Here is a 12,307-nt window from a genome sequence, read left to right as displayed (position 1 = left end):
TGGTATGAAGTGATCAGATAACCGGAATTCGAGGCGGTTGACTGTTATGAGCTTGAACGACGAAGTGCAGATGTTACGACGGGTCCCGCTGTTCTCGGGCATCGATGCAAGCAAGCTGAAGCTGCTCGCCTTCGCTTCGGACCGGGTGAGCTACCGTGAAGGCCAGGAACTCTTCCACCAGGGCGATGAGGGCGACGCCGCCTATGTCGTCCTTTCGGGCGTCGTCGACGTCTACAAGGAAGGGCCCTCGGGAGACGAGAAGATCGCATCGACCGGCAGCTGCTCGGTCGTCGGCGAGATCGCCATCCTTTGCGGCACGACCCGCAATGCCACCGTCAAGGCCTCCACGGTCGTGGAAGCACTGCGCATCCGCAAGGACTGCTTCCTCAAGGTCCTCTCGTCCTGCCCCCGCAGCATGGCCGAAACCATGCGCGTGATGGGCGAACGGCTCGCCACCGCGCACTGAGGACCGCTCCGTCGGCCTTTACTGCCGGCATCTCCTGAACGTCCCTTTCGGGCCGACCGGACGGCTGTTGCCTGCGGCCTCTTTCCTCATCCTTTTCCGAAAGCCCTTTCGCGCGCTGCAAAGGCGTTCCGTTGCCGGATTTTCCGCCGTTGCGGCGGGAGGACCCCGTTCCGCGAAGCAGCGAAGCACCTTGCGGTGCCGGCTGGATTTGCCAAGGAATTGCGGCAGAAACAAGGGACTAGCCGCCTTCGCCGCGCTCTTGCGCCTTCATATTTCTGTGATCATCCGCTCGCCGCCTGCGAAGGCTGCGATCTGGGCATGTCGTCCGGTGTAGGAGCGGCGGGCTACTTGCGGGGTGTCGTTTCCTGCGGCGCGCGACAGGCGGCGGGCACCCCCCTCTGCCCTGCCGGGCATCTCCCCCTCAAGGGGGGGAGATCGGCAAGAGGTGAAAGCCTCGCTTCATCAGCAGCGCTGGAAAGGGCGAAACGGCTCTCCATCCAATCTCCCCCCTTGAGGGGGAGATGCCCGGCAGGGCAGAGGAGGTGGTCATGGCGCCCTCGCCTCTTTCCGGCGCGGCCAACCCACCGCCCTTGCAAGCAGCGCCAGAAGGGCAAAGCGGCGCTGGAGAAGTCCCCCCGGCAACCCGCCGCCCTACCCGACCAGATCCTCCGCACGCTCCCAGACGCACCCCGCCTGCCCGGCCGTCGCCTCGAAAATCAGCGCCATCAGCGCCCAGGCCGCCGCGTCGTGCACGAGGTGGTGGGTCAGGAGACCGATCGGGCCGTCATGGGTCTGCGAGACGCGCACGAGATCGGCGATCACCGCCTCGGCCGGCCGGGCGCCCCGCGTGCCGCGCCAGTCGATGATGTCGACATGGGTGTTGCACACGGCGAGCGGCGCGGGCTTTTCCGGGCCGAAGACGGAGAGCGCCTTGAAGCCAAGGGACGGCAGGCCGACGACGACGGCCGGCGCGATGCGGTTCCACGGCGGCACCAGCATGGGCACGAAGCGCCCGGCATGGAGCGCGGAAAGCCGTTCGAAGCCTTGGCCGAGCTCGGCAAGCACCGCCTCCGCCGGCCGGTGGGCGCCGAGCTCCTGGCTCTTCTCGCCGGGTCCCGCATGGTTCTCATGCGCCCAGCCGTGCACCGCCACGCGCGCCAGCGCGGCCTCGGCCAGCCGCGCCGCCAGCGCCGCGCCGGTGAAGGCCGGGATGACGGCGATGAGCACGGGCACCGCGTGGCGCGCCGTCAGCGCCAGGAGCGTGTCGAGCGCCGCGGTCGGCGCCACCGCATCGTCGTCGCGCAGCCACAGCCGGAGCGGTCTGCCGGCCGCGGCCCGGCGGGCGATCTCGTCGGTAAGGGGTCTTGCGCAGGCAGGCAGCGTCATCCCGTCTCTCCAACCGTGTTCCGCAGGACGGCATCCAGCACCGCGGCGGCGGCCGGCAGCGAATGCTCGGCCAGCACGCGGGCGCGGGCCTTTTCCGAAAGGCGCCGGCGCTCCGCCGTATCGTCCAGGAGGGCCGCGATGGCCGCCGCATAGGCGGCGGGATCGCCCGGCGCGGTGAGGCGCCCCGTCTCGCCGTCCTCGACCACTTCCGGAACGCCCGCCGTTTGCCAGGCGACGACCGGAAGGCCGGCGGCCTGCGCCTCCAGATAGGCGAGCCCATAGGCTTCGCCGCAGCCCGGCCAGACATAGAGCGCGCCCCCGGCCAGGACCTCCGCCACCGCGGCCTGCGGCTTCTGCCCGAGCCAGGTGATGCGCCCGTCGCCAAAGCCGGAAAACAGCGCCTCCACCTCGGCCCTGAGCGGCCCGTCGCCCACCACCGAAAGGCGCCAGGGCCGGTCCTCGATCAGCCGCAGCGCCGTAGAGAGCGCGCGAAAACTCTCCAGCTTGTCGCCGGCCCGCATCATCGCCACGGTGACGAGGTGGCCCGGCTCCGGCCGTGCGGCCTGCCCGGCGAACGGCGCCGCGTCGATGAAGGGCTTCAGCGGCGCAATGACCGCATCCGGCGCCGCGGCGGCAAGGCCCGCCCGGTCGCGGGCGGTGAGCCCGATATTGACGGCCGCGCCGCGCACCGCCTCCAGCACCCGCGCCTGCATGTCGCGCCAGATGCCGACATTGCGGCGCCCGGAATAGGAGGCCTCCGCCGTGGCATAGGCGACGCCGAAGCGCTTGCAGAGCGGAGGGCCGATCAGGTCCGGCGCCTTGTAATAGGGATGGTAGCAGAACCAGAGGTCCGGCGCGCGCTCCGCCCGCCAGCGCGCCGAAAGCCGCTCGACCTCCGCCGCCGCCCGCGCGCCGAGCGCGGCATAGGCCGCCGCATCGTCGCTGTCGCCGCAAAAGGCGCGCAGCTGCGAGGCGAGCGTGACCGCATGGCCGGCATGCCTCAGGCAGTCCATAAGCTGGCGGGCCATCAGCCGGTCGCCCGAGGGCACGGCATGGTCCGGCGATTTCAGCGGGGCGTAGAACGCGATCTTCATGCTCGCCCGCAGGCCCTTTCTCATCGTCGCCCTGGCGCCGCGAGCTGCGGCACGGCTTTGCGGCCCACCATGCTGCGCGCCCGGCGGGGCCGGACGGCAAGGGTTGACAGGCCGGCCAAACTCTCCCATCTCAACGCGCGGTCCTGTATATGTGCGCGGAGTGCCGATGCCAACTGCCTTGCTTTCCCACGAGACGCTGCTGGCCCGAATAACGTCTCGTGAAGCGCGCGTCGGCGTCATCGGCCTCGGCTATGTCGGCCTGCCGCTCGCCATCACCGCCGCCCGCGCCGGCTTTGCCGTGACGGGTTTCGACATCGATCCCAGCAAGATCACCGCGATCGAGGCCGGGCGCAGCTATATCGAGGCGGTGCCGAGCGATATCCTTGCCGCCGAGCACCGCGCCGGCCGATTTGCCGCGACGAGCGATTTCTCCCGGCTCGGCGCATGCGACGTCATCGCCATCTGCGTGCCGACGCCGCTGACGCGCCACCGCGACCCCGACATGCGCTATGTGGAGCAGACTTGCCGCGACATCGCCGCGACGCTGCGCCCCGGCCAGCTCGTCGTCCTGGAATCGACCACCTATCCCGGCACGACCGACGGCCTGGTGCGCCGCACGCTGGAGGCCGGCGGCCTGACGTCCGGCACGGATTTCTTCCTCGGCTTCTCGCCGGAGCGCGAGGATCCCGGCAACCGCCAGTTCCAGACCTCGACCATCCCGAAGGTCGTCGCCGGCGACGGCGCGGCGGCGCAGGCGCTCGTCACCGCCTTCTACGGCGCGGTGGTCAAGACGGTCGTGCCCGTCTCCTCCACCGCCACGGCCGAAGCGGTGAAGCTGACGGAGAACATTTTCCGCGCGGTGAACATCGCCCTGGTGAACGAGCTGAAGGTCGTCTACGAGGCCATGGGCATCGACATCTGGGAGGTGATCGACGCCGCAAGCTCAAAACCCTTCGGCTACATGCCCTTCTATCCCGGCCCGGGCCTTGGCGGCCATTGCATCCCGATCGATCCCTTCTACCTCACCTGGGCCTCGCGCGCCCACGAGCTGCCGACCCGCTTCATCGAGCTCGCCGGCGAGATCAACTCTTCCATGCCCCGCCATGTGGTGGGCAGGCTGGCCGAGGCGCTCGACCGGCGCGCCGGCAAGGCGCTGAGCCGCTCGAAGGTGCTGGTGATCGGCCTCGCCTACAAGAAGAACGTGCCCGACATCCGCGAAAGCCCCTCGCTGAAGCTGATCGAGCTGATCGAGGAGCGCGGCGGCGCGGCGAGCTACTATGATCCGCATGTGCCGGAAATCCCGCCGACCCGCGAATACGGCGCCTTCCGCGGCCGCCCGTCGATCGCCTGGGACGAGGCGGATATCCGCGCCTTCGACGCGATCCTGATCGCCACCGACCATGACGATGTCGACTATGCGGCGCTGGCCGAATGGGGCGCGCTGATCGTCGACACGCGCAACGTCTTCGCCCGGCGCGGCATCGCCGCCGACACGATCCTCAAGGCCTGAGATCCCGCATGAGCCGCCTCGAAAGCTTCATCCGCCGCATGTCCGCCCAGCGCGACGTCATCGACCATGTCGCGCAGGCCCTGCCCCTGCCGGAGGACGGCGCGATCCTCGAGATCGGCCTCGGCAACGGCCGCACCTTCGATCACCTGCGCGAGAAATTCCCCGGCCGGCGCATCGTCGCCTTCGACCGGGCGCTCGGCGCGCATGCCTCCTCCACGCCGCCGCCGGGCGACCTGGTGCTCGGCGAGATCGTCGAGACGGCAAGGGCCTTTGCCGGCACGGATGCCGCGCTCGTCCACGCCGATATCGGCACCGGCTATGACGACAGGGACGCGGTCACGCTGACCTGGCTGCCCGACATCGTCGCCCGCGCGCTCGGCGCCGGCGGCATCGCCATCAGCGGCCTGCCGCTCGACCACGCGGCTCTGGAGCCCCTGGCGCTGCCCGCCACCGTCGACAGCAAGCGCTACTTCCTCTACCGCAGGCGGGCCTGAGCCCCATGGCCCGCGTCGCCGTCATCGCGGACGCCCATTTCCACGATATCGAAGGCGACTACGATTTTCCCGGCATCGTCGTGAACGGGCGCAGGCTGACGGTGCGCACCTTCGCCGACACCGTCCGCTCCACCCGCGTCTTCAACGAGAGTTTTACCGCCCTCCCCGCGGCGCTCGACCGGATCGTCGCCATGGGCATCCGCCACGTCGTCCTGCTCGGCGACTATACCGACGACGGCCAGCGCGGCACGGTGGCGAGCCTCGTGAGGCTGCTTGCCGCCTATCGCGACCGCCACGGCCTCAACTTCTACGCCACACCGGGCAACCACGACGTCTTCGGCCCGCTCGGCAAGCACCGCGACACCCGCTATGTGCATGCCGGGGGCGGCACGGTGCTGGTGACGAGCGATACGGAGAAGGCGGCGGAGGATCCGGGCCATCCGGTGGTGACGGAGAAGATGTATTGCGACGGCGTGCCGGCGGGCATCCGCGCGCTCGGCGAGTTCGGCTACTTCCGCCGCCCCGGCGACCTTCTTTTCGAAACGCCCTTCGGCGCCGATGACGCGCCCGCCGCGCGCGAGCACGACCTGCGCTCCGCCGACGGCGGCACCGTGCGGCGGCTGATGGACGCCTCCTACCTGGTCGAGCCGGAGGACGGCCTGTGGCTCCTGATGATCGACGCCAATGTCTTCGAGCCGCGCAACGGCCGGCGCGACATCGCCCGCAAGAAGGCCTTCCTCGACAGTTCCGATGCCGGCTGGAACGCGCTCCTGCGCGTAAAACCCTATCTCCTCGCCTGGATCGCCGATGTCGCGGCGCGGGCGGCGCGCAAGGGCAAGACGCTCCTCGCCTTCTCGCACTATCCCGTGCTCGATCCCTTCGAGGACGAGACGGACAGCGAGCGCGCGCTCTTCGGCGAAACGACCGTCGCGAAGCGCACGCCCCGGCCGCTCGTCGCCGAAACGCTTGCCGCCGCCGGCCTGTCGCTGCATTTCAGCGGGCACCTGCATGTCGAGGCCCGCTCGTGCCACGATGCCGGTGGCCGCCGCCTCGTCAACATCGCCGTGCCCTCGCTCGTCGCCTTTCCCGCCGGCTTCGTCGTGATCGGGACGGGGGATGGGGCGCCGTCCGTCGAGACCGTCTCGCTTGCCGAAACGCCGCTCGATGACGATCTCCTCGCGCTCTACCGGGCCGAGCAGGCCCGTGCCGGCCATGCCCCGGACCCGGCGCTCGCCGTCCGCGACTACGGCGACTTCCTGCACCGCCACATGCGCGCCCTCGTCGTCCACCACTTCCTGCCGAAGGAGTGGCCGGCGGACATGGCGGACATGGCGCGGCGCATGACGCTCGCCGATCTCTCCCGGCTGATGGCGGACGGCACGCCGGCGGGCAGTCTCGATACGGGCCTGCTGGAGGCCATCCCCCTCCTCGATCTCGTCGTCGACTGGTATTGCCTGCGCCAGTCCCCCGCGGCGGCTCCCGCCTATGTCGCCCCCGGAAGGCTCGCCTGCTACCGGTCCCTTGCCGCGCATTTCGGCGACCTCACGCCGGCGGCCGAGGACGGGCCGAAGCGGTTCTTCGCCATCTTCCTCGGCGTCCTCGGCCGCAGCCTCGCGCGGGCGTCGAGGTAGGCGGGCGTTCTGCCCGAATAGGGCGTGGTGCACGCTGATACCCCCCTCTGCCCTGCCGGGCATCTCCCCCTCAAGGGGGGAGATTGGATGGAGCACCGTTTCGCCCATCTCCAGTGTTGCCGATCGGGCAAGGCTCTCGCCTCCTGCCGATCTCCCCCCTTGAGGGGGAGATGCCCGGCAGGGCAGAGGGGGGTGCAGCCGTGCACCCGCTCCATGCGTTTCACACAATACCCCCTTACAAACCACCTACCCGCCGCGTTAAACCAAATCTTACCTCTCGGCCGCCACACTGCGCGGCCAGCGCTTGCCCTCGTTCATCGGATCGGTCCCTTGTACAATCTCATCTCGGTCGTCCTGAAGAAGCGCCTCGACCTCGATTTCAAGACATCGTCCGATTTTCGCGCCCGGATCGTCGAGTTTCCCGGCCTGTGGATGAGCGAGCGGGAGATCGCCGGGCTGCGGGCGGAGCTGCGCAAGGTGGCGGGACGGGCGGTGCCGGGCGGCGATCTCGACTACGGCGTCTTTTCCGAGCGCGAGGACGTGCTCCAGCGCACCATCGTCACGCTCGTCTACCGCGTTTCCGACGGCACGCCCGTCGCCTTCAATGCGCTGCCGGTCATCTCGCTCTCGCTGTCGGGAAAGCCGGTCGAGGTGCTGCATCTCGGCCTCGTCATGATCGACCCCGCCGTGCGCAGCCAGGGCCTTTCCTGGGTGCTCTACGGCCTCACCTGCTTCCTGCTCTTCCTGCGCAACCAGCTGCGCCCGCTCTGGATTTCCAACGTCACCCAGGTGCCCGCCGTCGCCGGCATGGTGGCCGAGACCTTCTCCGACGTCTTTCCCTCGCCCACCCGCGGCGCGCGGCGCTCGCTGCGCCAGCAATTGATCGCGACGGAGATCATGGCCGGCCATCGCCATGTCTTCGGCGTCGGCAAGGAGGCCGGCTTCGATGCAGACCGCTTCGTCATCACCGATGCCTATACCGGCGGCTCGGACAACCTGAAGAAGACATTCGAGGCGGCACCGAAACACCGCAAGGCCGAGTACAATGATTTCTGCGCCGCCGAACTCGACTACGACCGCGGCGACGACCTCTTGCAGATCGGCCAGCTCGATCTCAACGCCGCCCAGCGCTACCTCCTCGAAAGCGTGCCGCGCAATGCGCTCGGCCGGCTCGCGGTGGCAAGCTTCGTCATCCTCGTGCAGCGGCTGGTGCTGCCCCTCATGCACTGGGCGGACGGCCGCCGCCAATGGGGCATCCTGAGGCCTTCCCGATGAGCTTTTCCTACGAGACCTTCACCACCCGCAACATCGGCTTCGTCAGCGCGGCGGAGCAGCGCCGGCTGCAGGGCGCCACCGTCTTTATCTGCGGCACCGGCGGCATGGGCGGCGCGGCCATCCAGGCCCTGGCGCGCGCCGGCATCGGCCGCCTGGTGCTTGCCGACATCGACCGTTTCGAAGTGTCCAACCTCAACCGGCAGGTCTTCTGCTTCACCGACACGGTCGGCCAGCCGAAGGCCAAGGCGACACGCGACGTGTGCCTCAAGATCAATCCCGCGCTCGCCATCACCGTCTTCGGCCCCGACTGGACGGAGCATGCGGAAGAAATCGTGTCCGGCGCCGACGTGGTGATCAACGGCACGGACGATCTCGGCGCGAGCCTGCTCCTCTACCGCACCGCCCGCCGCCACGAAAAAACGGTGATCGACGCCTATGCCGCGCCGCTGCCCTCCGTCTATGTGACGCGCCCCGCGGACCCGATGCCGGAGGAGCGCCTCGGCTACCCGACGACGGGCACCGCCTGGAACGCGCTCACGCCCGACCAGCGCGCGCAGGCCTTCCTGCGCGAGGCGGAGCATGTGATGGTGCATTCCTCCTCCCGCCACCATGTCGACCTCAAGCTTGCCGGCGAGGTGGTGGCCGGCACGCGCAGCCGCATGTCCTTCGCGCCCATGGTCATCTCGACGGGCATGCTGATGGCCTATGAGGCGATCAACGCCGTGCTCGGCAGGAAGCACGGCGCCGATTGCCGCGGCTGGTTCTTCAATCCTTATGCCGGCCGCGTCGAGCGTCCGCGGAGCGCCCTCGTCGCCGCGCTCCTGCGCCCCCTGGTGCGGCGCTTCCTCAACCGGCTCGCCGCGCCATGATCGCGCCGACCGTCGCCGACACGTTCATCTCGCTCGCCGCCTTTCTGGGGCTCGTCGTGCTGATCCGCGCCATCCGCACCTTCGATGCCGGAAGCCCGCTGACGCGCCGCTTCCTCTTCGGCCTCAAGGTGCTCGCCGCGCTGATGATCGGCCGCGTCCTTGCCTGGTGGACCGGCCTCTTCCTCTTCGAGGCCGCGACGATCATCGCCGCCGGCCTCGTGCCGCTCGCCACGGTGCTCGTCGCCGAGGGCCTGATGCGCCGCCACGCCCCGCGCCTCACCAAATGGATCGCCGCGGGCGGCGCGGCCGCCTTCGCCGTCCTCGCCTTCCTGCCCGCCTCCCTTGCCGATCCCTGGCGGCTGGTGGGCCTCTTCCTCTACCAGCTCGTCACCTTCGCGCTCGCCGGCCACATGGCCGTCACGCGCGACCGAAAGAGCCTTTCCCGGGCGGAAAACCAGGCGGTGGACCGCATCGCCCTGTCGCTGCTGCTCATCCTGCCGCTGCTCGTCACGGATTTCCGCTCGGCTTATGTGGACCTGCCGGTGCGGCTCGGCGGTCTCGCCATCCTCTTCCTCTGCTGGCTGCTGATCAGCCTCGGCCAGCGCGCCGTCGGCCACCGCGACACCGTCGTCTCCTTCGTCATCCTCACGGCCGTCGCCCTCATCGCCGCGCTCGCCATCGGCATCGAGAACGACCTTGACGCCGCCGCGCTCGCCCGCACCGCCAGCGTCGTCACGGCGGCGGCGCTGCTCGGCGTCATCTGGAAGGACGGCATCGGCCTCAGAACCGAGCAGCGCCGCCAGAGCCTCATCCGCCACCTTGCCGAGGACCGCATCGACGACACGCTGGGCTTCCTGAAGGAACTGCAGAACCATCCGCTGGTCGAGGGGGCGCTCCTGCTCGGGGAGGCGGAGCTCGCCGATCTCGACCTTGCCGGCCTGAAGGAACTCACCGCCGCCCGCCCGCTGCTGCGCGCCACGGAGACATCCGGCCTTTCGGAAGCGGACGCCGAGCAGCTCGCCTGGCTGACCGAGAAATACGAGGCGACCCACGTGATGCTGGTCTCGCGAAAGCCCTTCCGGCTGATCGCGCTCAACATGCCCTCCGTCTCCGCCACGCCGGGCGCCGAGGCGGAACTGAAGGTCGTCCAGCGCATGGCGCTCCTGATTTCGGAGAGAACGCATGATCGAGATCCGTGAGGGCGATATCGACACCTTCTTCGCCGCGCCCTTCGCGGTCTATGCGGGCACGCCCTATGTCTCGCCGATGCGGAGCGACCTCAAGCGCTTCCTGTCGGCAAGGACGAACCCGCTCTTCGAAGCGCCGGATGATTTCGCCGTCTTCACCGCCCATGAGAACGGCGCGGTGCGCGGCCGCGTCACCGCCCATGTGCACCGCGCCGCCAATGCCCGCTTCGGCCTGAAACGCGGCTACTTCGGCTATTTCGACTGCGCCGACGACGAGCGCGTCGCCGCCGCCCTTCTCGAACGAGCGGAGGATTGGGCGCGGCAGAGGGGCTTTTCCGAGATCCTCGGCAATTTCAACCTCACGGCCATGCAGCAGGTCGGCATCATGACCGGCGGCTTCGAGCACGCGCCCTATACGGACCAGGTCTGGGGACCGCCGCACCTGCCGCGCCTTCTGGAAAAGCGCGGCTACTCGCCGTCCTTTCCCATGACCACCTTCGAGATCGACATCCGCGCCGCGCCGCTCGGCGGCATTCTCGACGGTGCGGAGATGCGGGCGCTGCGCGCCGACGGTTTCTCCTTCTCGCCGATCCGGCGGAAAACGCTGGACCGCCGGCTGGAGGATTCGCGGCTCATCCTCAACGAGAGCTTTGCCGGCAACCCGATGTTCGTGCCCGTCAGCCGCGCGGAATACGAATTCCAGGCGAAGGAGATGAAGTGGATCATGGACCCGCGTATCTCCGCCGTCGCGGAAAAGGACGGTGCGCCGGCGGGCGCGGTCATCGCCATTCCCGATGTCAACCCGATGCTGACGGCGATGGGGTCGCGCCTCGGCCTTTCCGCGCCCTGGCATCTCCTCAAGCATCGCCTCCGGCGCCGCCGCGCCGTCGTCATCTTCCAGGGCGTCAAGCCGGCCTATCAGGGTCGCGGCCTCAACCCGCTGATGCTCGCCCACATCCTCGGCGAAATGAAAGCCGCCGGTTATGAGACCGCCGGCGGCACCTGGATCGCCGACGCCAATGCCGCGAGCCTGCGCCAGGCCGAAAAGGCCGGCGCCCGCCCGCTGCACCGGCTGCATCTTTTCGGGAGGACGCTGTGATCGACCGCACCATGCTGACAACCCTCGCCGCCGAGGCGAACCGCGCGCCCTCCACGCACAACACCCAGCCGGCGCGCTTTGCGCTGGACGCGGAGGGCCGCATCCTCGTCCTCGCCGATCTTTCCCGGCGCCTTGCCGTCGGCGATCCGACGAACCGCGACATGGGCCTTTCCTGCGGCGCGGCGCTGGAGGGGCTGGTGATGGCGCTCGCCGGGCGCGGTCTCGGGGCCGCGGTGGAGGATTTTTGGCCGGAAGACGCGCAATGGCGCCCCGGCTACCGGCTGGCCGCCCGCATCACCCCGGGCAGGGACGCGGCGCCCTCGCCGCTCGCCGCATGGACGGAGAAACGCTTCACCTGGCGCGGCGCCTTCTCGCCCGCACCGCCGGAGACGCCGGCAAGCCTCGAGGGCTGGGCTGGGCGGAAGGACGACGTGGCCTTCGCCGGCGGAAAGGACACCCTCGCCTTCATCGCCGCGCTCAACGACGAGGCGAGCCTGACCGTCATGCGCGGGCGCGCCTTCCGCGACGAACTCGTCCTCTGGATGCGCCTTTCGCCGCGCCACCCCGCCTATGCCCTCGACGGCCTCAATCTCGAGGCCCTGCACATGGGCCGGCTGGAGGGCGCCGTGGCGGGCATGGTGCTCGCCTCGCCGCTCTTCGCCCTCGCCGACCGCCTCGGCCTTGCCAGGACGCTGGTTTCCGAGGCCGGCAGGACGATGACCGCGGCGGCCTGCCTGCTGTTCCACCGCCCGCAAGACGAAAGCCCGGTCGCGACGGGCCGGGCCTTCTATCGGTTCTGGCTGGATTTCACCCGCTTCGGCCTTGCCGGCTGGCCGATGGCGGTTCTCGCCGACGTGCCAGAGGCCGCCGAGACCCTGCGCCGGCGTTTCGCATTGCCGGCGAACCACCGGCTGGTCAACGTGCTGCGCGTCGGCCCGGCGCCTGTCATGCTGCCGAAATATCGCTTGCCGGCGGGGGAACTTGTGCTCGACGCCTGAAGGCCCACCCCTGATCCGCCCACCGCCACCTTCTCCCCGTAAATGCAAGAAGATCGCCTCTGGAAGGAAACCGCTGCCCCGTCCCCTTCTCCCCCGCGGGGAGAAGGGGACGGCAGGCGGATGAGGGGGGTGTCGAAGGCGCAAACGATCCGCATGAGCCACCCCCTCATCCGACCCTTCGGGCCACCTTCTCCCCGCGGGGGAGAAGGGGAGAAGGGCATTTGGGCCATGCTTTTCCGCAAGCATGAAGGTTTTGCTTGCGGGAAACCGGTGCGGCTATCTCCTTCTCCCCGCGCGC

11 protein-coding genes are annotated in these 12,307 nt (G+C 69.4%); 9 read left to right on the top strand and 2 right to left on the bottom strand.

What is annotated here, in order from left to right; translation table 11 throughout:
• The first annotated feature begins 46 nt into the window (after positions 1-46).
• Positions 47-466, top strand: coding sequence for a cyclic nucleotide-binding domain-containing protein (locus tag WMC41_RS29235; protein ID WP_432349718.1), 420 nt, complete (start codon positions 47-49; stop codon positions 464-466).
• A 651-nt stretch (positions 467-1,117) separates the two neighbouring features.
• Here the strand turns inward: WMC41_RS29235 and WMC41_RS29230 are convergent.
• Together WMC41_RS29230 and WMC41_RS29225 are read right to left on the bottom strand one after the other, a co-directional pair.
• Positions 1,118-1,852 (bottom strand): polysaccharide deacetylase family protein, encoded by a 735-nt coding sequence (locus WMC41_RS29230; protein ID WP_432349717.1) that lies wholly within the window; start codon positions 1,850-1,852, stop codon positions 1,118-1,120.
• Positions 1,849-2,946, bottom strand: coding sequence for a glycosyltransferase family 4 protein (locus WMC41_RS29225; RefSeq protein WP_432349834.1), 1,098 nt, complete (start codon positions 2,944-2,946; stop codon positions 1,849-1,851). The genes WMC41_RS29230 and WMC41_RS29225 overlap by 4 nt, the downstream gene beginning before the upstream one ends.
• A gap of 166 nt (positions 2,947-3,112) precedes the next feature.
• Between WMC41_RS29225 and WMC41_RS29220 the strand changes: the two genes are divergently transcribed.
• From WMC41_RS29220 to WMC41_RS29185, 8 genes are all read left to right on the top strand, one after another.
• Entirely contained in the window at positions 3,113-4,456 is a 1,344-nt protein-coding gene (locus tag WMC41_RS29220) for a nucleotide sugar dehydrogenase (RefSeq protein WP_432349716.1), read from the top strand.
• 8 nt (positions 4,457-4,464) lie between these two features.
• Positions 4,465-4,950, top strand: coding sequence for a class I SAM-dependent methyltransferase (locus WMC41_RS29215; protein WP_288082053.1), 486 nt, complete (start codon positions 4,465-4,467; stop codon positions 4,948-4,950).
• Positions 4,951-4,955: 5 nt separating this feature from the next.
• Positions 4,956-6,581 (top strand): metallophosphoesterase, encoded by a 1,626-nt coding sequence (locus tag WMC41_RS29210; protein ID WP_432349715.1) that lies wholly within the window; start codon positions 4,956-4,958, stop codon positions 6,579-6,581.
• A 330-nt stretch (positions 6,582-6,911) separates the two neighbouring features.
• Positions 6,912-7,856 (top strand): hypothetical protein, encoded by a 945-nt coding sequence (locus tag WMC41_RS29205; protein WP_432349714.1) that lies wholly within the window; start codon positions 6,912-6,914, stop codon positions 7,854-7,856.
• The gene (locus WMC41_RS29200; protein ID WP_432349713.1) at positions 7,853-8,725 is read left to right on the top strand and encodes a HesA/MoeB/ThiF family protein; all 873 of its coding nucleotides are present in this window, start codon (positions 7,853-7,855) and stop codon (positions 8,723-8,725) included. The genes WMC41_RS29205 and WMC41_RS29200 overlap by 4 nt, the downstream gene beginning before the upstream one ends.
• Positions 8,722-9,924, top strand: a complete 1,203-nt coding sequence (locus WMC41_RS29195; RefSeq protein ID WP_432349712.1) for a hypothetical protein — start codon at positions 8,722-8,724, stop codon at positions 9,922-9,924. Before WMC41_RS29200 ends, WMC41_RS29195 begins: the two co-directional genes overlap by 4 nt.
• Positions 9,908-11,011 (top strand): GNAT family N-acetyltransferase, encoded by a 1,104-nt coding sequence (locus WMC41_RS29190; protein ID WP_432349711.1) that lies wholly within the window; start codon positions 9,908-9,910, stop codon positions 11,009-11,011. The genes WMC41_RS29195 and WMC41_RS29190 overlap by 17 nt, the downstream gene beginning before the upstream one ends.
• Entirely contained in the window at positions 11,008-12,009 is a 1,002-nt protein-coding gene (locus tag WMC41_RS29185) for a hypothetical protein (protein ID WP_432349710.1), read from the top strand. The genes WMC41_RS29190 and WMC41_RS29185 overlap by 4 nt, the downstream gene beginning before the upstream one ends.
• Positions 12,010-12,307 lie beyond the last annotated feature (298 nt).

This window comes from Shinella yambaruensis, assembly GCF_050859155.1.
Lineage (GTDB): Bacteria > Pseudomonadota > Alphaproteobacteria > Rhizobiales > Rhizobiaceae > Shinella > Shinella yambaruensis.
This window is presented reverse-complemented; position numbering and strand designations above follow the sequence as displayed.

Coding starts and splice junctions, on each gene's coding strand:
- WMC41_RS29235 (WP_432349718.1), top strand. CDS start 47: ATGAGCTTGAACGACGAAGTGCAGATGTTACGACGGGTCCCGCTGTTC.
- WMC41_RS29230 (WP_432349717.1), bottom strand. CDS start 1,852: ATGACGCTGCCTGCCTGCGCAAGACCCCTTACCGACGAGATCGCCCGC.
- WMC41_RS29225 (WP_432349834.1), bottom strand. CDS start 2,946: ATGAAGATCGCGTTCTACGCCCCGCTGAAATCGCCGGACCATGCCGTG.
- WMC41_RS29220 (WP_432349716.1), top strand. CDS start 3,113: ATGCCAACTGCCTTGCTTTCCCACGAGACGCTGCTGGCCCGAATAACG.
- WMC41_RS29215 (WP_288082053.1), top strand. CDS start 4,465: ATGAGCCGCCTCGAAAGCTTCATCCGCCGCATGTCCGCCCAGCGCGAC.
- WMC41_RS29210 (WP_432349715.1), top strand. CDS start 4,956: ATGGCCCGCGTCGCCGTCATCGCGGACGCCCATTTCCACGATATCGAA.
- WMC41_RS29200 (WP_432349713.1), top strand. CDS start 7,853: ATGAGCTTTTCCTACGAGACCTTCACCACCCGCAACATCGGCTTCGTC.
- WMC41_RS29195 (WP_432349712.1), top strand. CDS start 8,722: ATGATCGCGCCGACCGTCGCCGACACGTTCATCTCGCTCGCCGCCTTT.
- WMC41_RS29190 (WP_432349711.1), top strand. CDS start 9,908: ATGATCGAGATCCGTGAGGGCGATATCGACACCTTCTTCGCCGCGCCC.